The sequence below is a fragment of the Vibrio qingdaonensis genome (genome assembly GCF_026191675.1).
Taxonomy (GTDB): Bacteria; Pseudomonadota; Gammaproteobacteria; order Enterobacterales; family Vibrionaceae; genus Vibrio; species Vibrio qingdaonensis.
In genome coordinates, this window is sequence record NZ_JAKRRY010000035.1 from 1 (window position 1) to 25,130 (window position 25,130).

Below are 25,130 nucleotides of genomic sequence, written 5' to 3' on the forward strand. Positions count from 1 at the left end.
TATTCGATATCACTACCTGTTCCACAACCACAGTCAGTAGCTACTTTGAGGTTTGATTCATTGAGTCGCACTGCAAATTCAGTACGTTTTGAGTGTGGGCGAGACAGTGCCTTATCGTAGTACTGGCGCCAAATTTCAGTATTTTTATCCATAAGCTTTTGATTTACCGTAAAAGTACATAACGCCCGCTTAAGTTGTGAGTGACGCACCACCGAAGCTGAAATTACCACCGTAAGCACTAAAGCTAGAATTGACGCCAAAAGTGCCAAGCGTTACGAATCCACTTGAAGCGTTTGTTAGGTGCGTCCTCACAATGAAGCACCATCAATATGAACGATTGGCAAAGTGGAAAGGTCAACTTCCTCTACACACCTCAAATTAATCGCCCAACCTTGGAATGAAGCCTTACCCGCTGCGATTTCATGCGATGTTAATTGGCTAGGCTTACGAAAAGTCATAACTCCACACTTTAGGCAGAAATAATCTGTAGCCGTGCCACTACCCCATTTATATTCAGCTAGTAGCTCTGGCGATGAGGACATCTTAAAAGAATCATCAGGCACCCTAAAATTGAGCGTCCCTCTAATTGAACAAATAGAGCAGTTGCATTGACGAACATGGTCTATATCAGTTTGAAACTCAAACCGTACACGCCCGCAATGGCAAGAGCCAAAATGAGTTTTCAATTTAATTCCCTCTGAGTACCTAACGCTTTATAGACGGACTTATTCCGTACTTTCTCGCACGCTACCGCCTTCTATTATCATAGAATTATTCTATGTTAGAGCATTACTGCTTTAAAATCAGCCAGCTAGTGATTACTAAACTTGTTGCTCATCACAAAAGCTTGAGTTTTTCCGTATAAGTTCGGCTTTTGTATCCAAATCAAAAGAACTGTGTATAAAAACAGTATTGCGTACAGTGATGAGGGTTGACGAACCTGCCGTCTAGTCGGCAAAAAAGGATTGATAGTGGAGGGATAGGACTGAAGTCAGTGAGTGATAACAAGATATCAAAAACTAGGCTCTATTCCAGAGCCTAGTTTTCATGTTGAATATGCCGATTAAAATCGTTTAGAAACCACAACTGTGAATGCGATGAATGCGATACCAAGTAGCATTATTTCGCCTTTCCCGCTTTCAAAGCCTGCTTTCACACCCATAAAGGCGACTATCGCGATGGCGAAAGGAATAACGTATTTCACCAAACCGTACCAAACATGAAACAGAGGAAATGACACTTCACCATTATTGGTGATTTCATTTTCTAAATCTTTTTTATCCAATCTCCAACCGGCAAAGATACAAATAAACATACCGCATACCGCTAAGAAAATCTTGTCGGTAAGTAAGTCAAAAATATCAAAAACACCAGTATCGAACAGCGTGGGACCAATGCCACCTAGCGATAATGATGACAACGTACACATACTAATCATTGTTATACTAGAGACAAGCACTGCCTTTGCGCGTGTCATGTTTTTTTCGTCAATCAAGTATGATACCGCCACTTCTAATAATGATACTGAAGAAGTCAGCGCTGCCACACTAAGGCCTACAAAGAAAAGTAACGCAAATAGCAAACCTATTACACCGCCCATTTCTGCGAACAGCTGCGGTACCACAACAAAGACTAACCCCGGACCAGCCGCAGGCTCCATACCAAATGCGAACATCGCTGGGAACATAGCAATACCAGCCAACAATGCAACCCCACTGTCCATTGCTACCACCATCGCGGTTGTTTGTACTAGGTTTTCTTTTTTCTTTAGATAGCTACCGTACGTCACCATACAGCCTGTGGCTAAGCTCAAAGAGAAGAACGCTTGACCAAGTGCCGCTAATACAACGTTGCTGTCTACTTTTGAAAAGTCTGGGCTAAATAAAAACTCCAGTCCCGCACTTGATCCAGGTAAAGATAATCCCTTTACTGAGACTACAATCAAGATGATAAACAGCATGGGCATTAAGATTTTACCGGCTTTTTCAATGCCACCAGAAATACCCTTCATGACAATGAGAACGTTCAATATGAGATAAGCACCCATCCACATTAATGGTTCTAGTGGTGTTGAAATAAAACCGCTAAAGCTGTCACTGATTAACTCTGGAGTGTTAAGCAGCCCCGTTGCGACTTTGTAGACGTAAGCGATAGACCACCCCCCTACCACAGGGTAGAAGCCCATGATCAACAAACCACTCACCACGCTAATGACACCAGTAAATGTCCAACGTCGATCCGTTGTTTTGAATGCACCAACGGCTGACTTTTGGGTATGTCGACCAATAGCAAATTCCGTCAACATCACGCTAAATCCGATGAAAATAACAAAAGCTAAGTAGATAAGAACAAACGCCCCACCCCCACTTTCACCAGCGGTATACGGGAATTTCCAAATATTCCCAAGTCCGACCGCGGAACCGGCGGCGGCCATAACAAAGCCAAGCTTTGATCCCCATGTATCTCTTGATTGTGAAAGGTGACTTGCCACAACATCTCCGAAAGTAATGTTAAAAAATAGATGAATTTGATTGTGTTTCTGAGCAGTAATGAAAGCGACGCGTTGTGTGATCACGCGTCACTAGAAAAAGCGCTGCGTATAGTAGGAGGAGAGAGTGGCAAACGAAACCGTAGAATTACGGTATTAACATCAAAAAGTGCGAAAGGGGCGCACTCATCCAATGCCAAGATATTTTCATCGCTCGGAAAACGGCAACTGCGGCTCAAAAAAAAGCAGTCGCCGGAGCGACTGCTTGATAACGACCAATTTAACGTTACATCGTAGGAAAATTGAAGCGACTAGCATGCTCTTCCAAACGCACGCTGGCAGGCCATCGGCTTGTCACAGTTTTCATGCGTGTATAAAAACGAACACCGTCGCCACCGTGCATATTTAATGGTCCAAAGATAGAGCGCTTCCATCCGCCAAAACTGTGAAACGCCATGGGTACTGGCAGTGGCACATTCACGCCAACCATCCCGGCAAGCACTTCTTCTTCAAACTGACGAGCGGTTTCACCGTCGCGAGTAAAAATCGCCGTGCCGTTACCGTACTCATGCTGATTAATCAATTCCAGTCCGGTGGCGTAATTGGGCACACGGACGATGGCGAGTACCGGACCAAAGATTTCTTCTTGGTAAATGGTCATCTCTGGCGTGACATGATCAAACAATGTCGGTCCCACAAAATAACCTTGCTCGTAGCCTGAGATTGTCAAATCTCTCCCATCAACCAACAAAGACGCGCCTTGCTCAACCCCATTTGTGACAAGGTCACAAATCTTTTGTTTATGCGGCGCAGAAATCACCGGCCCCATGTCATTTTCTTTACCTTCAACAATACCCGGACCCACTTGCATCGTTGCTATTTGGGTTCGTAATTTATCAATTAAGCGATCCGCGGTTTCATCTCCCACCGCGACCACCACCGATAACGCCATACACCGTTCTCCCGCCGCGCCGTAAGCCGCGCCCATAATGGCATTAGAGGCCATATCTAAATCCGCATCGGGCATCACTAAGCAATGATTCTTAGCACCGCCTAATGCTTGGCATCGTTTGCCGTGCGCAGAAGCCGTTGCATAAATGTATTCTGCTATGGGCGTTGAGCCAACAAAACTCACCGCTTGAACACGTTCATCCGTCAGCAGAACATCCACTGCTTCCTTGTCCCCTTGAACCACGTTGAATACACCGTCAGGTAAACCCGCTTGCTTAAGCAAGAGCGCTAGCTCGACTGCCAGAGAAGGATCCTTCTCTGACGGTTTTAATACAAACGTGTTACCCGTCGCCAACGCAATCGGAAACATCCACATTGGAACCATTGCCGGGAAATTAAACGGGGTAATACCAACGCAAACCCCTAAAGGTTGCATGAGTGAGTGGCTATCCACCCCTGTCCCCACATTAGAAGAGTGTTCGCCTTTTTGTAAATGCGGAATGCCACATGCAAACTCCACCACTTCAAGCCCACGCGCTAGCTCTCCAATGGCATCCGAATACACCTTTCCATGTTCACTAGAAATCAAACGAGCCAAGCGCTCTAGGTTCTCTTCCACTAACGCTTTAAAGGCAAATAATACTCGGGCCCGTTTTAGTGGCGAGGTTTTCGCCCAGTCGGCATAAGCATGTTGAGCGGCTGCAATCGCGTGTTGGGTTTGCGCCTCATCGCTCAGTCTAACCTGCTTAGTCTGCTGCCCTGTCGCGGGGTCAAAAATGGGAGAGATACGGTTAGACTGCGGTTCACCAACAGCATCATGAACTGCACCATTAATAAAGTTAAATACGGTTTCCATAACTGCGTTCCTTAATTTGATACCAATGTAGTGGATTCTGTTTGTAAAAGGCTCTGCACTGAATTTGAATTCGGCTCGTTCAATTGGCGCTCACGCCATGCAGTAATTAATCGTTGGTAGTTGGTTTTTACTTGAGCGACGAACTCATCATCCCCTATCTCATTCGACAACCATAAGCTAGACGGTGGACCAAAGAGAGTGCGCCCCACTGCAAAACCTTTAACAAGCGAGCAATCTGCCGCTGCGTTAAAACCCGCTTTTACCTCATCGATCGGCGCATCTAAACCGAGAATCAACACTCCTCGACAATAAGGATCATTTTCATGGACGATTCGTTCTACGTAACGCCACGAAGAAGGTGACAATGGTGGCAATTTCCACCAATCGGGTTTGACATCGATTGCATAGAATTGCTGCAATAACGCAACATAAAACCCATCATTTGCTTCACAGCCTTTCGGTAAGATAACTTCAAGAAGCAGTTCATGCCCAGACTGACAGCAAGCTTGGTACACCTCTTTAACCGTCTTTTCCTGTGCATGACGAAGCGTCGGCTCGTCATCTGGATGACAAAAGACCAGGCATTTCACCACATGTTCCAAGGGCCATGAAAGGAGTTGTGAACCAATATTCCCATGCTCAAGTTGCAGCGGTCGAGAGCCCGGAAGTTCAATGGGCCGACCTATCCACACCCCTGTTCCTGTCGCCGCATTCAGAACCGATTGACCGAATCGGCTGTCGCAAAGCACACCCGACTGCTCGGCTAGCCCTTCCTCAGCAGAGACCTCTTGTGACGCACGGTAGATCAACGCTTTTAGCGGGGCGATTTGAGACCGATCTGCCCCCGTATCTAGAACCATTTGTTCAAATTGACTGCGATGATCAAAAGCCAGAACACATAAATCGTCCCAGTGTTTTTTTCGAGTCGTGACACGATGTAAGTGGTTTAAATGCTGGTCTTGATCAGGACGCGGTACGCTTGATGCCCTGAGTAAGTAGTTGTCGAGCTCCTCTTTCGTTGGCATCGCTGGCGCGCAACCATGTCGAGATACCACCAAAGCGCCACAGGCGTTGGCATAACGACAAGCGTGCTCCCAGCCTTCATTATTGAGATAACCACGCAGCAGCCCGGACATAAACGCGTCGCCTGCGCCTAAAACGTTAAGGACATCAACACGCACCCCTTCAATCGTGATACCGTCATCAAGGCACTCAGGTATTTCGTTTGTAAACACAGAGCATCCTAATGCACCTCGTTTACATACAAGATCAGCCTGACTCACACGCCGCACTGTACGCAGCGCCTCCACCGTGTCCGTTGATCCGCCCGCGATATGAAACTCTTCTTCCGTACCAACAATCACATCGAAAAGACCCAGCACGTGCTGCAACTGTTGTGTTACTTCATCGGATCCAATAAAGCGCGTTTCTCCGTCGCCTAATGCGGTTAAACCCCATAATACCGGACGATAATCAATATCGAGCACTGTCTTAACATCATGTTTTTTCGCATAGCTTAAGGCCAGCAGTACCGCATCACGCGTTCGTGGGTGGGATAAATGTGTCCCGGTAATGGCTAAACATCGTGCCGAGGCAATATAGGATTCAGAAATATCGTCCACACTGATCGCCATATCTGCACAGTTATCTCGATAAAACACCAACGGAAACGTCTCTTCGTCCTTAATCCCCAGCAACACTAATGCCGTTAACCGCTCTTTATCAGTAATTAGGTGGCTTGTATCAACGCCGACAGATTGCAATTCTTGGCGTACAAATCGTCCCATATGTTCATCACCCACTCGAGCGAGCATGGAAGACTTTAGCCCTTGCCTAGCCGTGCCAAACGCAACGTTGCCAGACGAACCACCTAAGTATTTTGCAAATGTACTCATTGATTCTAACGGCGAGCCTATTTGCTCCCCATACAGATCAACCGCGACTCTACCCAAACAAATTAAATCCAGCGTTTTATCTTCCAACTTCATATTTCTATTCCCTACGACTAAGCGTTCATTTCACTCACTGCGCTTTAGCGGTTCCAATAGCAACAACAGTGTGTGCTGTTTTACCAACTGAAAAGATGATCAATCAAACAAAATGAAATTAGGTTAATGAAGAGAACGATCATTCTGTTTTACTCTTTATATGAAATGTACATTCTAAAATCAAAGTAAAACGAAATATTTAATCCAAATGAGTGATCACGGTTACATTATCGGCTTGTTATTAGACTTTAGTCTTACGCTAAAAAATGAAAAAATAGAAAAAATTTTCCAACTCTTTTTTCATCGAATTATTTTTGTAACCCAAATTCTTTAGCCAATCTAAATCAATAACTTAGAGATAAAAACAGAAACAACCTTGATGTTTTACCTTTATTTATCATCAAGTTATAAAACTGCGACATATCACAAAAATTAACACCTACAAGATCTATGTAACAATTATAACAATTGTGCTCACTATCTAATGGCAAAAATAATTTTCTATCTATATAGTTATCAGCGAAACAAATGAAAAATATTTATCATTTAAAATACACAATAAATATCACCCTTTAATGGAATAAAAAGACCCAATTTATAATGCCTATTCATTAATCGTCGACATTACATTGTGAAACGTCCCGTGATAGGCAGTAAAAGTGATAACAACAAGGAGACAGTCAATGTCATCAAAAATGAACACTCTTTTTCAATGTGTAACCCGCTTCTCGCATAAGATTGCTTGCTATCAAGAGACCACTAAACGAGTGGTAAAAACGGGTCTCGTTGCTATTGGTTTAATGAGCCTTGTCGCGTGTGGCGGAGAAGAGAGCAAAAGCGATGTTGTGACAATTGGCGTCGCCATTCCTAACTTTGACGATACTTTCTTAGTCAATATGAAAGACTCAATGACCGCCTATGCAGAGAAGCAAGACAATATTGAACTCATCTTTGTCGATGCTAAAGAAGATACGGTTAAGCAGCTCGGTCAGGTACAAAACTTCATCATCCAACAAGTCGACGGCATTATTTTGGTGCCGGTAAATACCGATGCAACGCAACCGATGACAGACAAAATATTGGATGCAGGGATCGAATTGGTTTATCTCAACCGACGCCCTTCTTACCTTCCAGAAGGAGTGGCTTACGTCGGCTCTGAAGAGCTGCAATTTGGTAAAGAACAAGCGAAGTACGTCGCCAATAAAAGTGATGGTGGCAACATCGGTATTTTGATGGGCATGATGACCATTGAAGCCGCGATCCTTCGAACTGAAGGTGTCGAAGATTATTTCCAAGACAAACCTGACTTCAACATCATTCGTAAGCAAACCGCGTTATGGCAGCGCTCGCAAGCCATGGTCGTGATGGAAAACTGGATCAATTCGGGCGACAAACTTGATGTCATCATTGCCAATAACGACGACATGGCGCTGGGTGCTATTCAGGCACTGCGTGCCGCAGGCAAACTTGATGACACCATTGTGGTTGGCGTGGATGCAACGCCAGATGGATTAATGGCGATTGAAAGCGGCGCACTGGATGCCACCGTGTTCCAAGACGGCGGTGGTCAGGCTCGCGGCGCGATCGACGCAGCACTCAATGGCATCAAAAAACAACCGCGTGAAAAAATCACATGGATACCTGCCGAGCTTGTCACCAAAGACAACCTTGCTGAGTTCAAAGCTAAACAAGGTTAACGTCACCTTTACTCATATGTTCTATGTGCTGTCTTACCGTTCAAGTAGAACCGGCGCATAGAACATTTCAAACGGAGCTGTAATTATGAGTCAAGCCCTCTTGGAAATGCGTGGTATTTCTAAATCCTTCCCTGGAGTTAAAGCCCTCGATAATGTGCAACTGACATTAAGAAAGGGGCGCGTCATGGCCTTAATGGGCGAAAATGGTGCCGGAAAATCCACCCTAATGAAAGTGCTTTTTGGGATATATCAACGAGACGATGGCACCATTCGCTATCAAGGAACTCCCGTCAACTTCACCGGCGCTAAAGATGCGCTTGAGTCTGGAATTTCGATGATTCACCAGGAACTGTCCCCTATTCTTCACCGCAGCATTGCTGAAAACATTTGGTTGGGTAGAGAGCCCACTAAGGGGCCTTTCAATCTCATCGACCATAGCAAGATGTACCGTGATACCACCACGTTATTGGAAAAGCTGGATTTACACTTAGACCCTCGCACGCCCATGAGTGAACTTACCGTTGCCACCATGCAAATGATCGAGATTTCAAAAGCGATTTCCTATCACTCTAAGATCATCATTATGGATGAACCCACTTCTGCTTTAACGGGCAAAGAAGTTGACCATCTGTTCGAGATCATTGAATTACTCAAATCCCAAGGCGTCGCAGTGGTGTATATCAGCCACAAAATGGATGAGATTTTCCGTATTTGTGATGACATCACCGTCTTTCGAGATGGCAATTTCATTGGTGAACGTGAAGCGGCTTCCACTAACAACGACGAACTCGTTCACATGATGGTAGGACGCGATCTTGGTGACGTTTATCCGCCAATCACGGCTAAACCAGGCAAAGTGAGATTAGACGTACGAAACCTCTCTGTTGAGGGTCAGTTCAGTGATATCAGCTTCAAGCTTCATGAAGGCGAGATCCTTGGAATAGCCGGACTGGTGGGCTCTGGTCGCACCGAACTGATTGAAACGCTGTTTGGAGTGAGAAAAAAAGACGTAGGCGAAATTTGGATCAACGGTGACAACGTTGAAATCAAAACCCCTACCGACGCCATCAACCACAAGATGGCCTTTCTTACCGAGGATCGCCGCCATTCTGGTCTGTATTTGATGTTGGATATTTTTGCTAATACCTCCATTGCCCACCTTGACGCTTACCGCCATAAGGTCAGTAATTTACTTGATGTCAGAAAAATGCAGAAAGACTGCTCAACGCAATGCTCGTCACTCAAAGTGAAAACCCCTGGCATGTCTGAAGCCATTGATAATTTAAGCGGTGGCAACCAACAAAAAGTATTGCTGGCTCGTTGGATGCTAACCAAGCCAGACATTCTGTTTCTCGACGAGCCAACACGAGGTATCGACGTTGGTGCAAAATCCGAGATCTACAAACTGATGCGTCTGCTCACAGGCATGGGGAAAAGCCTGGTCATGATCTCATCAGAATTACCCGAGGTCATTGGTATGAGTGACCGAATTCTTGTTATGCATGATGGTCAATTCAAAGGCGAACTGGACGGTCACGAGGCCTCTCAGCAACAAGTCATGTCATTAGCGTTCAATTAATACGTGTTTAATTGGCACCGCAAGCTAGCCCAACCTATCAAGGAAAGTAGTTATGATAGCTAAACTTCTTCAAGCCACGTCGGATCAACCGAAAACTGGCAACAAAACTCGTTTTATTTCCAAATACGCCATCTATGTCGTCTTTGTCGCCATGTGCGTGGTCATGAGCATTTTATCTCCGGTTTTTCTCACCGTCGCTAACTTACTCAATGTAATGACACAGATGGCCAGTATCGGTCTACTTGCGTTAGGCGTCACCATCATCATCATCACCCGCGGGATAGACTTATCTTCAGGTTCGGTGTTAGCGGTAGCAGCCGTGGTATCAGCCAGTACCGCGCAAACCCTCGACTGGGGCATGAGAATGTACCCAAACTTGCCTGAACTGCCGGTTATTGTGCCTATTTTGGTCGCGCTCGGTGTGGGGGCTTTTTGTGGCTTAATTAACGGAGCACTGATCGCTTACACGGGCATCCCACCATTTATTGCTACCTTAGGCATGATGATCATCGCTCGTGGCGCTGCGCTTTTATATTCAGACGGTCGCCCTATCAGTAGCCTAATCGATTCCTACCAATGGATAGGTCAAGGTAGCATTGCGGGTATTCCAGTGCCTGTGGTGATATTCCTCGTCATGGCGCTATTTACTTATTTGTTACTCAATTACACTCGATTTGGCAAATACGCTTACGCCATCGGTGGTAACGAAACCGCCGCCTATGTGTCAGGGATTAACGTGACCAAATACAAAATCCTGGTCTATGTCTATGCAGGTTTCCTCGCCGGTATTGCAGCCTTAATTCTGACGGCTCGTATTAACTCCGGGCAACCTGGATTGGGTAACATGTACGAACTTGATGCGATTGCGGCAGCAACGGTAGGCGGCGTATCGCACGCTGGCGGAATTGGTACCATTCAAGGCACGATTGTCGGCACGATGATCATGGGTGTACTGCAAAATGGTCTCGACCTACTCAATGTTTCCGCTTACTGGCAACAAGTCGTCAAAGGCTTGGTGATTGTTGTCGCGGTTATCTTTGATATGAAGCGCCAGAAGAAAAGCAAATAGCCGTCATACAGCTCACTCTAGATACACCGTTACCACAGAAGATTGAATGTAGGGACCTCCCCTGAGGTTTTCCGTGCCACGAAGTGTCCTGCTATCGTGGCTTTTTTTTATTACGGTATGGCAAGCTCACGTTGACGAATACGCGACACCTAAAGCGGTGACTGTGACTAAAGGGAGGCGTTGCCAAAAATGACGATGACGAAAGGTGACTGATGCTAAAAAGCCGAATTAATACAAAATCTAGAGTTAAAAATAATGAAGTAGTGAAATAAGTGTTTCATTTCTGTTTTCGCTATTTCACATCGGTGAATAGCTCTGTACTATAGTCATTCACCAAGCCAGCTGCGTCTGGCGTAGACATTCTAAAGGTATTTATTATGGGTTCTGCAAGCAACCTTAGCGAACTTGAAAGCCAAATTCGTCAACAACACAGTAAGTTAAGCAAACGCTTGCAGCAAGTCGCCCACTACGTTCTGGAAAACCCCAACAGCATTGCCTTCGATACCGTCGCCGTTATTGCCAAAGCCGCCGATGTTCCCCCATCAACATTAATCCGTTTTGCGAATGCGTTTAATTACAGTGGCTTTAATGAACTGAAACAAATATTTCGTCAACACCTGGTCGATGAGACAACCAGCTACACACAGCGGGCAAAGTTAGTCAAAGCGCTCAGTGACGATCACCCTAGAGAAACACCCTTGGACATTTTACATGAGTTTGCTAACGAAAATTCTCAAGCCATGCTGCAGCTTGCTCAGCAAACATCGCCCGAAAAGCTTCAGCAAGCACTCGACATTTTGGCCAGCGCTGACAACATCTATCTCATTGGGCAACGCCGTTCTTTCAGTGTTGCTTCCTACTTTACTTATGCGCTGCGCCACTTAGAGTGCCGAGCATTTCTGATTGATGGATTAGGAGGTATGTATGAAGAGCAACTTAGTATGGTTGGAGCAAACGACGCCGTGGTTTCAATCAGCTTTTCGCCCTACGCTCAGGAAACCGTCAATCTAAATAAATTAGCAAGTAAAGCTGGGGCGAAGCAAATCATGATTACCGACAGTCTAGTCAGTCCGTTGGCGGAGTACAGTGACGTATGTTTTGTCGTGAAAGAGGCGAAGGTTGACGCTTTTCGCTCACAGTCCGCTTCGTTGTGTTTAGTGCAGTCCATCGCGGTCGCGCTCGCATTTAAACAAGGCAGCACTCCTGAAGAATACGTGCTGCCAAATCGATAAGAATTAAAGAAGCACCGTTTTACCTGTTTGCATCGACTCTAAAGCCGCCTCGGCTAGTACCAAGGCTCGTTCGCCATCGTTGCCATCACAGATAGGCGTTGCTTTTCCTGCTAGAACATCGACAAAATGGGCCCACTCGGCAATGTAAGCTTGCTCATATCGCTCTAAAAAGAAGTATTGTGGTTTTGCACTAACACAACCACTTTCACCCCAGTGCTGAACGAGATCTTCTTTCATATTGCCCGCTTGTAGTAGCCCTTTCTCACCATGCAGTTCCATACGTTGATCATAACCATACCCAGAGCGACGACTGTTTGAAATAGTGGCGATAGCACCTGATGGAAAATTCATGACAATAACCGCAGTGTCAATATCCCCAGCCTCTCCGATTGCTTTGTCTACCATACAGCTTCCGTGAGCGGTAATAGCGATAGGATCCTCGCCTAGAATATAACGAGCCATATCAAGGTCATGAATACTCATATCACGAAACATACCACCCGAGGCTTTAGCATAGTTGGCAGGAGGGGGAGAGGGATCTCGCGAAGTAATCAGTAATGATTCTGCTTTTCCAATCACACCAGCGCCAAACTGCGACTTAAGCTTTTTGAATTGCGGATCAAATCGACGATTGAATCCAACTAGCATAGAAACCGGGGTTTTCGCCAGCACTGCCAAACAATCTCGCACACGGCTTAGCTCCAAATCTATCGGTTTTTCACACAAGATAGTTTTACCATTTTGTGCTGCAAGCTCAATAAAATTGGCATGAGTATCCGTTGCAGAGCCTATGCACACCCCATGTACATCTGGGTCTAGCATTGCCTCCTCTATTGTTTGGATCTTCGCATTATATTGCAGAGCCAGTTGATTGGCTCCCTCAACATAAGGGTCTACTATCGAATACAGCTTGGTGTCAGGATGATTATGGATATTGACGGCGTGTACTTTACCAATACGGCCCGCACCAAATAAAGCAATGTTAAACATACTAATTTCCTTGCCATGTCACGTACGTCATTACTGAACGTAAGCGTTAAAAAGATAAATGCGAATACCGCATCCATGAAGCCTATTATTTCTCGTCTTCGCTCTTCAACCCTACGCTTACTAATAAACCGCAGTCCAAAAAGTACGCATCAACAACGACAAGATGAAAAATAATTATCACACAAAGTTACCTTAAAACCCCCTAAAAACCTACCAAAAAACCCACGCAATGCCTAGATCAATGTAAATACTGATGTGTAGTCACATAAAGAGAAAAAGGAGTTGGAAAATATTTATCACGCGATTGAAAATAGAGTTTACTCTGTTAAACGCCACCGACGAAATCGAACGTGGATAGCAAGATGACGGCTCATAACTATAGAAGGATAATTTATGCGTTACGCATTGCATGGAATGTGCTCATTGCACAACAATATTGTCAGCGATATTCGTCTAGCCAAAGAGACCGGCTATGACGGTCTAGAGATTCACACAGAGAAACTATGGCGTTACATCAACGCTGGCCTCACTAGCCAAGAGCTAAAAACTCGCCTACAAGATGCTAATATCGCTCCTTCCGCTATTGATATTATCGGGAGTGTCGAGAGCACAGGCAGCGCTGCGCAAAAGCAGCTTTTCAAAGACACCGAAATTCTATGTCAGTTTGCTAAAGATATTGGCGCACCAACCATCCAATTAAACGCATTCGAAGCGCTTACTGGACTATCCACTGAGGATAACATCCGAATTACCGCTCAAAATATTCGGAGCATCGCCGACATCGGTAAAGAACATGGCATTCGCTTTCAATATGAAGGCGCGGCATGGACGCCAATTGCAACATTGAAACACTACTTCCAGCTGCACGATGCGGTAAATCGCGATAATTTTGGTTTTGTTTTAGACACGTGGCATTTTTGGGCGTGTCGTGGCGCGACACCGGAAGACATCGCGAAGATTGACGCATCTCTAATCTACAACGTCCATATATCGGATGGTCACCGCCCTGATATAGGCGCACCTTGGGTTGATGAAAAAGAACTGCGTAACTGCCTAATAGGACAAGGGGAGATCCCTCTACAAGAATGGACAGCGGCGATACAAAGCACGGGGTATGATGGGTTCTACTCTGGGGAATTTTTAAATGACCAGCTGTGGGAAGGCGACCATTACGACACGGCGACGAGTATGCTTTTCGGCATGAAACGTCTATTTAACTGATCTGAAAAAGTGCGACCAGTCCTCAATAAATTGAAAGCATAAAAAAAGCCGATGAATCATCGGCTTTTCATATTGAGGTGAGCGAAATATTGTCCCCCTCACGCTACTTAATTTCTCGGCACATTAAGCTAACGGCTAATGTCTGAGCAAGATACATTGAAGAGCTCAAAGAACGAAAGCCCATCACTTCGCCCTCCTCTACCTCAAAACATACGTCCATTTTACTGCCGTGCGCCATCATCTGATTATCCGCAATAGCAATAATAGGAACGCCTCTGTCGTGCGCGCATTCAATCACGTTACTCGTTTCCATCGCATACGGTGCGAACGTCACTGTAAAGAGCACATCTTTCTCATTCATGTTACGTATCATCGGCGTTAGCATGCCACCGTGATCATCTAACAGAACCACGTTATTATCCGATTTCATCAACGCATACCAAAGATAGAACGCCACCGGGTACGCTCGGCGCATCCCTTGGATATAAATGGTCTCAGCTTGGTCCATTAAGCTGACAGCACGTTCTAATTTATGAGGCGAGACTGATACTTGCAGTTTTTCTATCGCATCCACATTCGCCGCACAATAGTCATTGAAGATCGCGGTAGGTGATTCAGGTCGATATGTGTCTTGGTCTCTTGCCTTGCGCACTCGGTCTTTATAATCACGAGGTCTGTTTAGATACTGATCACGAAACAACGCCTGCATGTGGCTAAAACCGCTAAAGCCCATTGCATTGGAAAATCGACTGAGTGTCGATAACGGGACATTGGCTTGTTCCGCAATCGTTGCCATCGTTTCAACGGCGACCATCATTGGTTGAGCCAACACATAATCTGCCACTTGTTGTAACCGTTGGCTAAGCGTGTCGTAACGCTTTACGATCAGCTCTTTTAGCGAATCTAAATCAGCAGGCACTTGAAGAATTTCCGTAGTTTCAACTTCCATACCCTACATCTTTCCTGTTTTTCTGGTGTTATAAAATCAATAATACCCCAAGGCTCAGCACTCTGGGGTATTAATTCTAAGATAAAAGCTCAAAGTTTCGTATTGCTTCTTCTTTCACGTATGGCATCGCTTTTTGCATGAAGTAAATACGGTCAAATTTTTCAGGCTCATCATTCATATAACCACGTAAATTGTTGCCAAGAGCCTGCCTCAAGCAGGTACCGATATTGAACTTTGAAACCCTGCTGTGCTTGAGTTTTTCCATATCTTCATCACGAATTCCACTGGTTCCATGAATCACTAATGGAATAGGCACTTCAGCGGCGATCCGGTCAAGCAAACCAAAATCAATGGTGCATGTTGGCTCGGTCAAACGGTGGATATTTCCTACAGAGATAGCCACACAATCGGCACCACTTTCGCGGGCGAATCTCGCGGCGTCTTCCGGACTCGTATCAATCGTTTTAATATGATCTCTACCTTCATCATAAGGTACCGACCCTATTTCACCCTCTACCGATGCGCCAAGCGCATGCGCCACATCCGCGACCTTACGAGTGCGTGCAATATTCTCTTCTAAGCTAAGCTGAGAGCCGTCAAACATAACAGAACTAAAACCCGCTTTTAGCGCTCGAAACACGATGTCTTCTTCGTAAGTATGATCTAGATGCAAACACACTGGCACTGTGCTTTTGGTCGCGAGACCCAGAAACATCGCAGCCGCGGTTTCGACACCATAAAAATCCACCACGTCTTTATTACATGCCAAGATCACCGCTTTGTTCACTTCTTCCGCCGCTTCCACAACGGCGCGCGCATCCTCAAAGCCAAAAACGTTAAAACACGGTACCGAGTAATTAGACGCTGCAGCGTCAGGCAATAAATCGTTTAAATTAACCAGCATAACGTTCCCCTTATTTAAACTTGGCTATCATGTCCTTGATGCCCGGAATGGTCTCAACCTGATACTCATGGTGAGGGTCAAAGTGTTGAACTAAAGACTTCGAGGTTTTACCCACGATGATAGTGAAGTAATACATTTCATAGCCAGGCGCCGCGACGCTAGGGTGATAACCCTTGTCTATCGCAATCACAGAGCCCGTTCGAACGTGGTACACCGGGCCAAAGTCGTCTTCATGTTCATAAAGGAACTGAGCGCCAAAACCAAAGTCAGGGTTGAAGCGGAATTGGTACACTTCCTCATACAGCGTTTCTTTGCTGCCATCTTCTTTGATGCGGTCTTCGTCATGTTTATGCGGTGGGAAACCCGACCAACCACCAGCGCCGACAGTAAACAACTCGCTTACGAGTAAACGTCCGCGTTTATCGGCATTACTTTGACCCAAAACGTGTTTGATTTTACGGTGTGTTTTTGTGTCATCAGAACCGTACTGAACCATTTCCACTTCGTCTGCTCGTACACAAAACGGTTCTAAAGAGGCATCGAATTTACCGCCTGCAATCATCACGTCCGCGTCCTCACTGACACAATCGATAGTTGCGGTATAGCCCAGAGGAACATAGACAGACTCTGGTTCACCATCCCAAACGGTTCGTCGTTTACCAATATTATCAAACACCTGTGGTTCATCGCTGCCATTACTCACCGTAATACAACATGTGCCACCCGCGAGAACAATCACAGATTCATAGCCTTCAACGGTATGGATATGTTGCTCGCTCTGGCTCAAACGTACTTGGTTAAAATAACAAAGCGGGGTGACGTCATCATTCACATCGACAATCGGCTGGTTTTGGTTGTTGAACGGGGGTATATGCTTACCCATATTTCTTTCTCCTCTATCGTTGAGTCGTCTTCGCCACTCAACATAATTTTTATTGTTTCACTCATTACGGACAAAAATGCCGGGTCGAGATGGTTGCAATCCATAGTGTCTTATTACTATAAAAATACCGACCCGGCTGACTTACACCCTCGTGATAAATGAAGGTTCAAGCCCAAAGCGTTATGCTCTACTCTCTACAAAGTCGAGCAACTGTTCTTTTGTTGGCATGGCTTCTGTACAACTGGTGCCACTCACGTTAATGGCCGCCGCCGCGGTTCCATGACGAACACCGTCCTCTAGTTCACCGCCGTTCACCAAGGTCCAAATCAGTCCACCTGCAAATGAATCACCAGAGCCAAACGGTTTGTTTGCTTTCACTCTAAAAATGCCTTGCTCAAATTTATAGCCATCTTTGCAATACACTTTAGAGCCCAGCTCGCCCGCTTTGATCACAACAACCTGCGTGTTTTCACGTAAAAAACGCTGCGCGGTTTGGTCATCATCTTTGTTACCTGGAGCAAGGACGGTTTCCATCATGTCGAACTCTTCGCGATTACCAATCACGATGTCAGACAGACCTGCGGCAATGCCGTAATAAATCGACGCATCCACATCGGTGCGCCATGAATAAGGACGATAATCCACATCAAGAATCACCACCGTGCCGCTTCTGCGAGCATGTTCCATCGCGATAAGCGTGGCTTCTCGGCTTGGGCTTTCAGATAGCGCAGTACCCGTTACCACCAGTGTTTTTGAGCTGGCAATATAGTCCGCACTCACTTGCTCTGGCTTGATAGTGAGGTCAGAGGCGTTGTTGCGATAGATAAGAACCGTACAGTCACTGGGCTTCATTTCAGTAAACGCCACCGAAGTACGAGAACCCGAGTCATCCGTCATCATGCCGTCAAGGTTAATACCCTGCTCTTGCATGTAGCCTTTGACGTAGCCACCAAACGCATCATTGGCAACACAGCCAATAAACCCGGTTTTACCGCCCAAGCGGCTAATCGCCACCGCAATGTTTGCTGCTGATCCGCCCACAAATTTGTTGAAACCGGTAATGTCGGCCATGTCGGTATTAAATTCACGCGCATAAAGGTCAACCCCAGCGCGACCTAACACGATGGCGTCGAGCTTGCGATCCTGAGGGAGTGCAATCTTAGTCATAGTGTTTCCCTATTAGTTGTATTCTACCCAAGCCGCATTTTGGTCTGCAGACTCCACACACTTCTCGCATAAACGAACCCCCTCGATACCAGCGTCAATGCCTGGGAACCAAATCTCAGACAAGGCATTTTGGTCATCACGATCAGCGGCATCAAAAGCCAGTGCAAAACGGTGATAAAGGTTCGCCCAAGACTCAAAATAGCCTTCTGCATGACCACCGCCAACGCGATTCGCTGCCACACCCGGTGCATCTTGGTGCAAGTAACCCATGCCACGCTCTAAGATGCGCGATGGCTCACCTTGGACTTCTAAGCGAAGTTGGTTGGGCTGCTCATCCCACCATTCAATCGACGCTTTTGAGCCGACGATTCGGATTTTCTGTTGGTGCATAGAACCTGCATTCACCGCTGATGCCCAAAGTGTCCCGACCGCGCCGCCTTTAAATTCCATCATGACGTGCGCGTTATCTTCTAACGGCGTGCGTGACTTAATGAAGCTTTGACGCATGCAAGACAAACGGTCGACCTCTAAGCCTGTCATCACTTCACACAAGTAAAAGGCGTGGGTGCCAATATCACCTAACACATAAGTTGGGCCTGAAACTTCTGGGCTAACACGCCATTTCAAACCTGGATCGTTAAGTTCATATTCTTCATTGTGAAACCCGTGAGCAAATTGCATGTTGATGACGCGAATGTCACCTAAATCACCACGCTGTACCATTTCACGCGCTTGCTGAACCATAGGGAAACCGCTGTAGCCGTACATCACACCAATGACACGGTTGTTTTGAGCGGCGATGACTTTTAGCTCTTCTGCTTCTTCTGAAGTAAAAGTGATCGGTTTTTCACAGACCACATGAAGATTGGCTTCTAGAGCCGCTTTGCAGATTTCATAGTGCGTTGAGTTTGGTGTTGCGATAGACACCGCCTGAATGCCATCTTCACGCTGCGCTTCCGCAGCAAACATTTCTTTATAGTTGGCGTAGCAACGATCGCCAGCTAAGCCCAAGTTGGTACCAAAGTCACGGCAGCGATCGGCGTCAAGATCAAACGCTCCAGCGACTAATTTGAACAAACCATCACGCTGCGCAGCATTGCGGTGGGAATAACCAATCTGACTACCACGTCCTCCACCAATCATTGCCCAGCGTAGAGGTTGTTCAAAGCGACGTTCTTCATTAAACATAATTTTGCTCCGTTACCTGATACATCCGATCACACGGATGTATCGTGGTTAAGTTATTGAGATTTTGTAATATTCTTTTTAAACACCGCGGCGCTGACTGACGCGACCTTCTTCCCAGTCGGCCACTTTCTTGGCGGTCTCTTCATTGCGAGTCACTTCAGGAAGCCCAACTTCCCACCAACAGTCACACTTAGACCAAGCAGCTGGAGAAACCGGGTCAATATCAACAACAATGACGTAAGTGCGGTCCGCTTCTTTTGCTCTTGCAAACGCGGCATCAAATTCAGTTATTGAGGTTAATTTTTCACTTATCGCGCCTTGTGCTTCAGCGTGCTTGGCAAAATCGACGCGAGCCAACTCACCATCTGGTCGACGACAATCTTCTAGCAAGTTATTAAATGACTCGTTGCCCGTGTTGTTTTGTAGTTTGTTGATAACGGCGAAACCACCGTTGTCACACACTACGACAATCATTTTGTGCCCAGTTAGCACTGACGAGTAAATGTCCGAGTTTTGGATTAGGTATGAACCATCACCGACAAGAACCACGACATCATTATCAGGGTTGGCAATTTTAGCGCCCCAGCCACCCGCAATTTCGTAACCCATGCAGGAATAACCAAAGTCGATATCAAATTTACCAATTTGGTAGTTTTGCCAGTTCATCGAGAGCTCAGCGGGTAAGCCACCAGCGGCAGTCAGAACGGTGTCACCCTCTTCCATACTGTGATTAAGTTTGCCAATTACCTCAGCATAAGAAGAGGTACCCGCAAGTAATTCACCGTCTTGTGGGTGGGTGCGTCGGTGAACCAACGCTTTCCACTCATCCGCTTCTGCTTTGGCTTTCGCAGCCCACTCGTCACTTGAGCGCCAGTCCGCCAACAGGCCTGAAAGCTTGTTCATACAGGTTTGTGCATCACCCAACACTGGGTGTGAACGGTGTTTAATCGCATCAAATTTAGCCACGTTGATGCTAATAAGTTGCATATCTGGGTTTTTAAATACGCTCCAAGAACCAGTGGTGAAGTCTTGTAAACGCGTACCAATGGCAACCACCACGTCGGCTTCATTCGCCATGTGGTTGGCAGAATTAGAACCTGTCACACCAATAGGCCCAGCATTCAACGGGTTGTCTTGCAGCATAGTGGCGCGACCAGCAATGGTTTCCACCACTGGAATATTGTGCTTAGCAGCAAATGCCGCAAGTTCATCGGTCGCCAATGAGTAATGCACCCCACCACCAGAAATAATCAGTGGTTTTTTCGCTTGAGTTAGAATCGCTTTCGCTTCTTCGAGCACAATCATTTCCGGCTCAGGGCGACGGATTCGGTGACATTTTTCAGCAAAAAAGACTTCCGGGAAATCATAAGCCAAGCCTTGGACATCTTGAGGCAAGCCAAGGAAAACTGGACCACAAGTTGCTGGGTCAAGCATGGTATCTAGCGCTTGAGGTAGCGTATGCATCAGCTGTGAAGGCGACAACACACGATCCCAATAACGAGTAAGAGGTTTGAACGCGTCGTTAGAGGTGACCGATGGATCTTCAAAGTTTTCTGGTTGCTGAAGCACAGGGTCTGGTAGACGACTAACGTAAGCATCACCCGAAATAAGTAAGAGAGGCAGGCGGTTAGTATGAGCAATACCCGCTGCAGTGACCATGTTCGTTGCGCCAGGTCCAATTGAGCTCGTCGCGATGCCAATACGTTGGCGTTTATTCGCTTTTGCATAAGCAATGGCCGCGGTCGCCATGGATTGCTCGTTTTGACCACGCCACGTCGGGATTTGTTCTTCGATATTCTTAAGCTGCTGACCAAAACATGTCACATTGCCGTGACCAAAAATGGCAAAGGCAGCACCAAACAGTTGCTCTTCTTTTCCATCGACTACAATTTTCTGCGCTGCAAGGTATTTCGCTAGGGCTTCAGCAACAGTTAGGCGTACAGTTTTCATCTTCTTCCTCGATATTTCTTACACGCAATTGGTACATTGCCGTGCCAATTGCGTATTCCATATATGTCGACTTTTTGGCTTATTGTTGGGTTCCCCTTCAATAAGCCATTTTTTATTACAAGCCGTATTTATTCGCGTAGCCTGTGATGTTCTCGTACGCGGTTTTTGCAAACGTTAGTGGATGTGCTTTAGCCGGATCTTGCTCGGCTTCGACTAATAACCAGCCTTCGTAGTTACGGGCTTTAAGCGCCGCAAACACGTCGTCATAATTCACATCGCCGGTACCTGGAACGGTAAACACGCCATCAAGCACTGCATTTAGGAATGATTTGTCTGCATCACGCGCCGCATTCATCACTTCAATACGCAGATCTTTAAAGTGCATATGACCAATACGGTGACCCCAGCGCTCAATAATATTGACTGGATTACCACCACCGTACGTGATGTGACCAGTATCCAAAGTGAGGTACACAGAATCACCCGTCAGTTCCATCAAGCGGTTGATGTCTTCTTCTGTCTCAACAATCGTGCCCACGTGGTGGTGGAAAGACAGTTTGATATCGTGCTTGTTTAATAGGTAGTCAGCGACCGTTGTCAATTTGTCCGCGTACGTTTTCCACTCGTCATCCGTTAAAATAACGCGAGATGACAATGGCTTAGTAATATCACCATGAACCGTATTGCTCACTTCACCGTAAACCATCGCTTTACAGCCAGCCGCTTTAAGTAGGAGGATGTGACCTTGCATTTCTGCAATTTCTTCTTCGGCGGTTAATGTCATTAAATTGCCACTGAACCAACCAGACGCCAGCACTAAATTGTGGTTTTTAAGCAGTGGAATAAGAACTTCTGGCTCTCTTGGGTATTTTGTCCCTAGCTCTGTGCCAGTAAAACCAGATTCCGACATTTCACTCAAACATGTCTCCAACGGGATTTCGCCACCAAGCTCTGGCATATCATCGTTTGTCCAAGTTAAAGGACTAATTCCATATTGAACTTTGCTCATGTTCGTACTCCAAAAATGTTTTTATAAGTTAAATGTAATGAGGTCCGTTATTTTCTAATCACTGCAAATGCGTATGTGGTAGAAAGGTTGACCGCACCAGTTTGCTTCACTGGGGACCAATATAATCTAAAAAACACATCATGAAAAATATTTTTCACTCAAAATGAATTAATGGAAAATTTAAATGAAAGTTGAAAAAAGCTAGGGTTTTCGCGGGCTAAAGGGGAAAAGTGGCACAGATCACACTTGGGATATATTGAATTAAATCAATAACTTAACACCATGATGACATTCGATAAATATTTTCCATATGTTGATCGACTTAACATTATAAAACAATGGGTCATTTAATTTATAGCCCTATTTAGCCTGAGGCTTTATGATTTACCTCGTCGCCAATATGAAAAATATTTATCAAACGTATTTACAATTATTATTATATTCGCTGGCGACTTATTGAATCCGATACGCTTACCCTACATTCATTGGTTGATCGGATAGCTGCCCACACTGCCTTATTTGATGGTTAAGTTAGTGCCGGGTCTCATACAAAGGAGCATGTAATGTCACCTAACTCTGAGACACAGTCTCATAAACACAATATCGCCTATATCGTTAGAATTTGTTGTATCGCCGCATTAGGAGGGATCTTGCTCGGCTACGATACCGCCGTAATATCAGGTGCTATTGGACCCATTAGAGATTATTTCGGCTTAACACCAGCGCAGACTGGCTGGGCCGTATCAAGTGTTGTTCTGGGCAGTATCATTGGCGCGGTATCAGCGGGGACCGTTGCTCTTAAATATGGACGTCGAAGCGCATTATTCTTATCAGCGGTACTATTCATTATATCCGCCATTGGTTCTGCCATTGCTCCCACTTTTACCATCTATGTATTATTAAGAATCGTGGGCGGCGTGGCAGTTGGCATCGCTTGTGTGGTTTCTCCAATGTATATGTCGGAAGTCGCGCCTAAAGATTTTCGAGGACGTGCGGTCAGTATGTTCCAACAATCCGCTGTGATTGGTCAAACCGGCGTCTTCTACGTTAACTACCTAATCGCCAAAGGCATGTCTGAAGCTTGGCTGGTTGATGTCGGTTGGCGCTGGATGTTGGCATCAGAGGTATTGCCTGCAGCATTATTTGGTTGCTTACTGATCATGATTCCAGAATCGCCACGCTGGCTTGTATTGAAGGGCCAACTTGGTAAAGCAAAAGAAACCCTTTCCCGTATATCAAACCCTGAACATGCTGACCGTGTTATTCTTGATATTCAAAAATCATTAGTGCCAGCAAACGCATCAAAAAACAGCAAAATCAGCCTACGCTCACCGCTTCTATTTTCAATTTTAGTCATTGGTACCTTTGTTGCCGCCGCGCAACAACTGACTGGTATTAACGTCATCATGTACTATACACCTGAAATTCTAAAACCTATCGCGGGTGGTACTGAAAACGCGTTATTCCAAACAACGTTTGTCGGCATTGTTTTCATTCTTGGTAACGCACTAGGTATGTACTTAATCGATAAAGTTGGTCGCTTACCACTAATGAAATACGGCACGCTTGGCTGTGCATTGGGCATGACGATTGTGGGCTATGTCCTCTACACCGGAACAGAAGGCTACGCTGCTTTATTTGCCTTGTGTTTGTATGTGGTGGCTTATGCGACGTCGTGGGGCTGCGCATGCTGGACCATGATTTCTGAAATATTCCCGAACAGCATTCGTTCACGAGCGATGGCTATCGCGGTTGGTGCTCAGTGGTTTACGGGATTCATCGTCACTCAAAGCTTCCCTATGCTCAATGAAAACCCGTATCTAAAAGAGAACTTCAATGGCGCCTTTGCTTTCTGGGTATTCGCAGCATTGTCACTGATTTGTATGGTGATTGTTGTTAAATATGTCCCTGAAACTAAAGGGGTTAGCCTTGAAGATATGGAAAAGGTCATGGCTAAAAAGTTAGGAAAAAAAGCGCCAGTTAAGACAACTGAAGCAACTGTATAAATCACACAACCATCGTAATAACAGGCTATTTGAGTGAATAGCCTGTTTTCTTTTTCACTATAAGCCGCGGTAGAATCTATGTTAGATAAAATGGCGTTCTTTATTTATGTCGTACGCACAGGTTCGATCTCAGCGGCGGCCCGAAAACTGAATATCTCCGTTTCCGCAGGAAGCCGATGGTTACAAGAGCTGGAGCAAAAGTTTGGCTTGCCCCTATATCGACGTAATAACCGCCTGTTGAAACCCACACCCGCGGGTCAAAAACTCTTCGACGATTTTTCCATTATTGTCGATCGTTCGGAAGCCGTGGTGCGTAGCATGCAAGATTATCAACAGTACGATAAAGGTCATATCGATATTATCTGCACACCCGTCTTTGCTAACCATTTCTTAATGGAAAAAATAAGCCAATACTTAACGTCTAACCCGAACGTGACGTTCAATCTCAACATCACCCCTTGGGCGCTCGATCATGCTGCTGACAGTGATATCACCATCAGCGCCAATGCCTCCTATCAGGGTTACCGAGAGCGCGATCTGCATTTGGTACGCCGCGAAATCATGCAAAGTCCATTTGTCGTTGTCGCTTCACCGGACTACCTGACAAAACATATGACCCCTGCTGCTCCTTGTGAGTTAACCAACCACCAATGTCTATTTGCCACCACCCTGACCGGCAGCAATGACTGGGTGTTTCATCAAAATAATGAATGCCAGATAGTAAAGGTGCCTAAGTCACTCGAGGTCAACGATAGCGACCTATTGTTGCAGGCAACATTAAACGGGGCAGGTATTGCCTACTTGCCATTATTTTTGGTCGACGATTACATTAAGCGTGGCGAAATCATCCCCATTTTGGAGGATTTTGATACCAGTGTTTGGAGCTTAAATGTTTATTATCAGCCACCTGCTACGGCGTCAGCCGTCGCCATCCACTTTAAAGAGTTTCTGTTAGCGTAGCGGTTAAAAGCAACTCGTTTAACAAGGTCAATCAATACCTCGA

At 45.8% G+C, this 25,130-nt stretch carries 19 protein-coding genes and 1 pseudogene; 7 read left to right on the forward strand and 13 right to left on the reverse strand.

Annotated elements, in window-relative coordinates; all coding sequences use genetic code 11:
- From MD535_RS20070 to MD535_RS20090, 5 genes and pseudogenes are all read right to left on the reverse strand, one after another.
- Window positions 1-152 (reverse strand): annotated as a pseudogene (locus MD535_RS20070) (SAM-dependent methyltransferase); the annotation flags it as partial.
- Between the two features lie 156 nt (window positions 153-308).
- The gene (locus tag MD535_RS26430; protein ID WP_455433337.1) at window positions 309-686 is read right to left on the reverse strand and encodes a GFA family protein; all 378 of its coding nucleotides are present in this window, start codon (window positions 684-686) and stop codon (window positions 309-311) included.
- A gap of 377 nt (window positions 687-1,063) precedes the next feature.
- Complete coding sequence (locus tag MD535_RS20080) at window positions 1,064-2,491, reverse strand: sodium-dependent transporter (protein WP_265676808.1); 1,428 nt, start codon at window positions 2,489-2,491, stop codon at window positions 1,064-1,066.
- A gap of 283 nt (window positions 2,492-2,774) precedes the next feature.
- A complete protein-coding gene (locus tag MD535_RS20085) occupies window positions 2,775-4,295 on the reverse strand; it encodes a CoA-acylating methylmalonate-semialdehyde dehydrogenase (RefSeq protein WP_265676809.1) in 1,521 nt (506 codons plus the stop codon).
- Window positions 4,296-4,306: 11 nt separating this feature from the next.
- The gene (locus tag MD535_RS20090) at window positions 4,307-6,283 is read right to left on the reverse strand and encodes a bifunctional 5-dehydro-2-deoxygluconokinase/5-dehydro-2-deoxyphosphogluconate aldolase (protein ID WP_265676810.1); all 1,977 of its coding nucleotides are present in this window, start codon (window positions 6,281-6,283) and stop codon (window positions 4,307-4,309) included.
- A 683-nt stretch (window positions 6,284-6,966) separates the two neighbouring features.
- Here MD535_RS20090 and MD535_RS20095 point away from each other — a divergent pair.
- From MD535_RS20095 to MD535_RS20110, 4 genes are all read left to right on the forward strand, one after another.
- Entirely contained in the window at window positions 6,967-7,980 is a 1,014-nt protein-coding gene (locus MD535_RS20095; RefSeq protein WP_265676811.1) for a sugar ABC transporter substrate-binding protein, read from the forward strand.
- An 85-nt stretch (window positions 7,981-8,065) separates the two neighbouring features.
- Window positions 8,066-9,559: a sugar ABC transporter ATP-binding protein gene (locus MD535_RS20100; protein WP_265676812.1), complete on the forward strand. Its 1,494-nt coding sequence runs from the start codon at window positions 8,066-8,068 to the stop codon at window positions 9,557-9,559.
- Window positions 9,560-9,611: 52 nt separating this feature from the next.
- Window positions 9,612-10,628 (forward strand): ABC transporter permease, encoded by a 1,017-nt coding sequence (locus MD535_RS20105; RefSeq protein WP_265676813.1) that lies wholly within the window; start codon window positions 9,612-9,614, stop codon window positions 10,626-10,628.
- A gap of 377 nt (window positions 10,629-11,005) precedes the next feature.
- Window positions 11,006-11,860, forward strand: coding sequence for a MurR/RpiR family transcriptional regulator (locus tag MD535_RS20110; protein WP_265676814.1), 855 nt, complete (start codon window positions 11,006-11,008; stop codon window positions 11,858-11,860).
- Window positions 11,861-11,863: 3 nt separating this feature from the next.
- Here MD535_RS20110 and iolG read toward each other — a convergent pair whose 3' ends face one another.
- On the reverse strand, window positions 11,864-12,850 hold the full coding sequence (gene iolG / locus MD535_RS20115) for an inositol 2-dehydrogenase (RefSeq protein ID WP_265676815.1): 987 nt from the start codon (window positions 12,848-12,850) through the stop codon (window positions 11,864-11,866).
- A gap of 393 nt (window positions 12,851-13,243) precedes the next feature.
- On the opposite strand from iolG, the gene MD535_RS20120 reads away from it, so the two are divergent.
- Window positions 13,244-14,071, forward strand: coding sequence for a sugar phosphate isomerase/epimerase family protein (locus tag MD535_RS20120; RefSeq protein WP_265676816.1), 828 nt, complete (start codon window positions 13,244-13,246; stop codon window positions 14,069-14,071).
- 103 nt (window positions 14,072-14,174) lie between these two features.
- Here MD535_RS20120 and MD535_RS20125 read toward each other — a convergent pair whose 3' ends face one another.
- The 7 genes from MD535_RS20125 to iolE all read right to left on the reverse strand — a co-directional run bounded on the left by MD535_RS20125 (window position 14,175) and on the right by iolE (window position 22,121).
- Window positions 14,175-15,020: a MurR/RpiR family transcriptional regulator gene (locus tag MD535_RS20125; RefSeq protein ID WP_265676817.1), complete on the reverse strand. Its 846-nt coding sequence runs from the start codon at window positions 15,018-15,020 to the stop codon at window positions 14,175-14,177.
- A 76-nt stretch (window positions 15,021-15,096) separates the two neighbouring features.
- On the reverse strand, window positions 15,097-15,924 hold the full coding sequence (locus MD535_RS20130; protein WP_265676818.1) for a class II fructose-bisphosphate aldolase: 828 nt from the start codon (window positions 15,922-15,924) through the stop codon (window positions 15,097-15,099).
- A 10-nt stretch (window positions 15,925-15,934) separates the two neighbouring features.
- A complete protein-coding gene (locus tag MD535_RS20135; RefSeq protein ID WP_265676819.1) occupies window positions 15,935-16,807 on the reverse strand; it encodes a 5-deoxy-glucuronate isomerase in 873 nt (290 codons plus the stop codon).
- 180 nt (window positions 16,808-16,987) lie between these two features.
- Window positions 16,988-17,974: a 5-dehydro-2-deoxygluconokinase gene (gene iolC, locus MD535_RS20140; RefSeq protein WP_265676820.1), complete on the reverse strand. Its 987-nt coding sequence runs from the start codon at window positions 17,972-17,974 to the stop codon at window positions 16,988-16,990.
- 12 nt (window positions 17,975-17,986) lie between these two features.
- Window positions 17,987-19,162, reverse strand: a complete 1,176-nt coding sequence (locus MD535_RS20145) for a Gfo/Idh/MocA family protein (protein ID WP_265676821.1) — start codon at window positions 19,160-19,162, stop codon at window positions 17,987-17,989.
- Between the two features lie 78 nt (window positions 19,163-19,240).
- Window positions 19,241-21,112 (reverse strand): 3D-(3,5/4)-trihydroxycyclohexane-1,2-dione acylhydrolase (decyclizing), encoded by a 1,872-nt coding sequence (gene iolD / locus MD535_RS20150; protein WP_265676822.1) that lies wholly within the window; start codon window positions 21,110-21,112, stop codon window positions 19,241-19,243.
- A gap of 115 nt (window positions 21,113-21,227) precedes the next feature.
- Complete coding sequence (iolE, locus tag MD535_RS20155) at window positions 21,228-22,121, reverse strand: myo-inosose-2 dehydratase (protein ID WP_265676823.1); 894 nt, start codon at window positions 22,119-22,121, stop codon at window positions 21,228-21,230.
- Between the two features lie 563 nt (window positions 22,122-22,684).
- On the opposite strand from iolE, the gene MD535_RS20160 reads away from it, so the two are divergent.
- Both MD535_RS20160 and MD535_RS20165 read left to right on the forward strand, forming a co-directional pair.
- A complete protein-coding gene (locus MD535_RS20160; protein WP_265676824.1) occupies window positions 22,685-24,127 on the forward strand; it encodes a sugar porter family MFS transporter in 1,443 nt (480 codons plus the stop codon).
- Between the two features lie 78 nt (window positions 24,128-24,205).
- Window positions 24,206-25,087: a LysR family transcriptional regulator gene (locus MD535_RS20165; RefSeq protein ID WP_265676825.1), complete on the forward strand. Its 882-nt coding sequence runs from the start codon at window positions 24,206-24,208 to the stop codon at window positions 25,085-25,087.
- Window positions 25,088-25,130 lie beyond the last annotated feature (43 nt).

What these genes read in the sequence shown, in the direction of transcription:
- MD535_RS20085 (WP_265676809.1), bottom strand. Translation starts at nt 4,295, where the DNA reads ATGGAAACCGTATTTAACTTTATTAATGGTGCAGTTCATGATGCTGTT.
- MD535_RS20090 (WP_265676810.1), bottom strand. Translation starts at nt 6,283, where the DNA reads ATGAAGTTGGAAGATAAAACGCTGGATTTAATTTGTTTGGGTAGAGTC.
- MD535_RS20095 (WP_265676811.1), top strand. Translation starts at nt 6,967, where the DNA reads ATGTCATCAAAAATGAACACTCTTTTTCAATGTGTAACCCGCTTCTCG.
- MD535_RS20100 (WP_265676812.1), top strand. Translation starts at nt 8,066, where the DNA reads ATGAGTCAAGCCCTCTTGGAAATGCGTGGTATTTCTAAATCCTTCCCT.
- MD535_RS20105 (WP_265676813.1), top strand. Translation starts at nt 9,612, where the DNA reads ATGATAGCTAAACTTCTTCAAGCCACGTCGGATCAACCGAAAACTGGC.
- MD535_RS20110 (WP_265676814.1), top strand. Translation starts at nt 11,006, where the DNA reads ATGGGTTCTGCAAGCAACCTTAGCGAACTTGAAAGCCAAATTCGTCAA.
- iolG (WP_265676815.1), bottom strand. Translation starts at nt 12,850, where the DNA reads ATGTTTAACATTGCTTTATTTGGTGCGGGCCGTATTGGTAAAGTACAC.
- MD535_RS20120 (WP_265676816.1), top strand. Translation starts at nt 13,244, where the DNA reads ATGCGTTACGCATTGCATGGAATGTGCTCATTGCACAACAATATTGTC.
- MD535_RS20125 (WP_265676817.1), bottom strand. Translation starts at nt 15,020, where the DNA reads ATGGAAGTTGAAACTACGGAAATTCTTCAAGTGCCTGCTGATTTAGAT.
- MD535_RS20130 (WP_265676818.1), bottom strand. Translation starts at nt 15,924, where the DNA reads ATGCTGGTTAATTTAAACGATTTATTGCCTGACGCTGCAGCGTCTAAT.
- MD535_RS20135 (WP_265676819.1), bottom strand. Translation starts at nt 16,807, where the DNA reads ATGGGTAAGCATATACCCCCGTTCAACAACCAAAACCAGCCGATTGTC.
- iolC (WP_265676820.1), bottom strand. Translation starts at nt 17,974, where the DNA reads ATGACTAAGATTGCACTCCCTCAGGATCGCAAGCTCGACGCCATCGTG.
- MD535_RS20145 (WP_265676821.1), bottom strand. Translation starts at nt 19,162, where the DNA reads ATGTTTAATGAAGAACGTCGCTTTGAACAACCTCTACGCTGGGCAATG.
- iolD (WP_265676822.1), bottom strand. Translation starts at nt 21,112, where the DNA reads ATGAAAACTGTACGCCTAACTGTTGCTGAAGCCCTAGCGAAATACCTT.
- iolE (WP_265676823.1), bottom strand. Translation starts at nt 22,121, where the DNA reads ATGAGCAAAGTTCAATATGGAATTAGTCCTTTAACTTGGACAAACGAT.
- MD535_RS20160 (WP_265676824.1), top strand. Translation starts at nt 22,685, where the DNA reads ATGTCACCTAACTCTGAGACACAGTCTCATAAACACAATATCGCCTAT.
- MD535_RS20165 (WP_265676825.1), top strand. Translation starts at nt 24,206, where the DNA reads ATGTTAGATAAAATGGCGTTCTTTATTTATGTCGTACGCACAGGTTCG.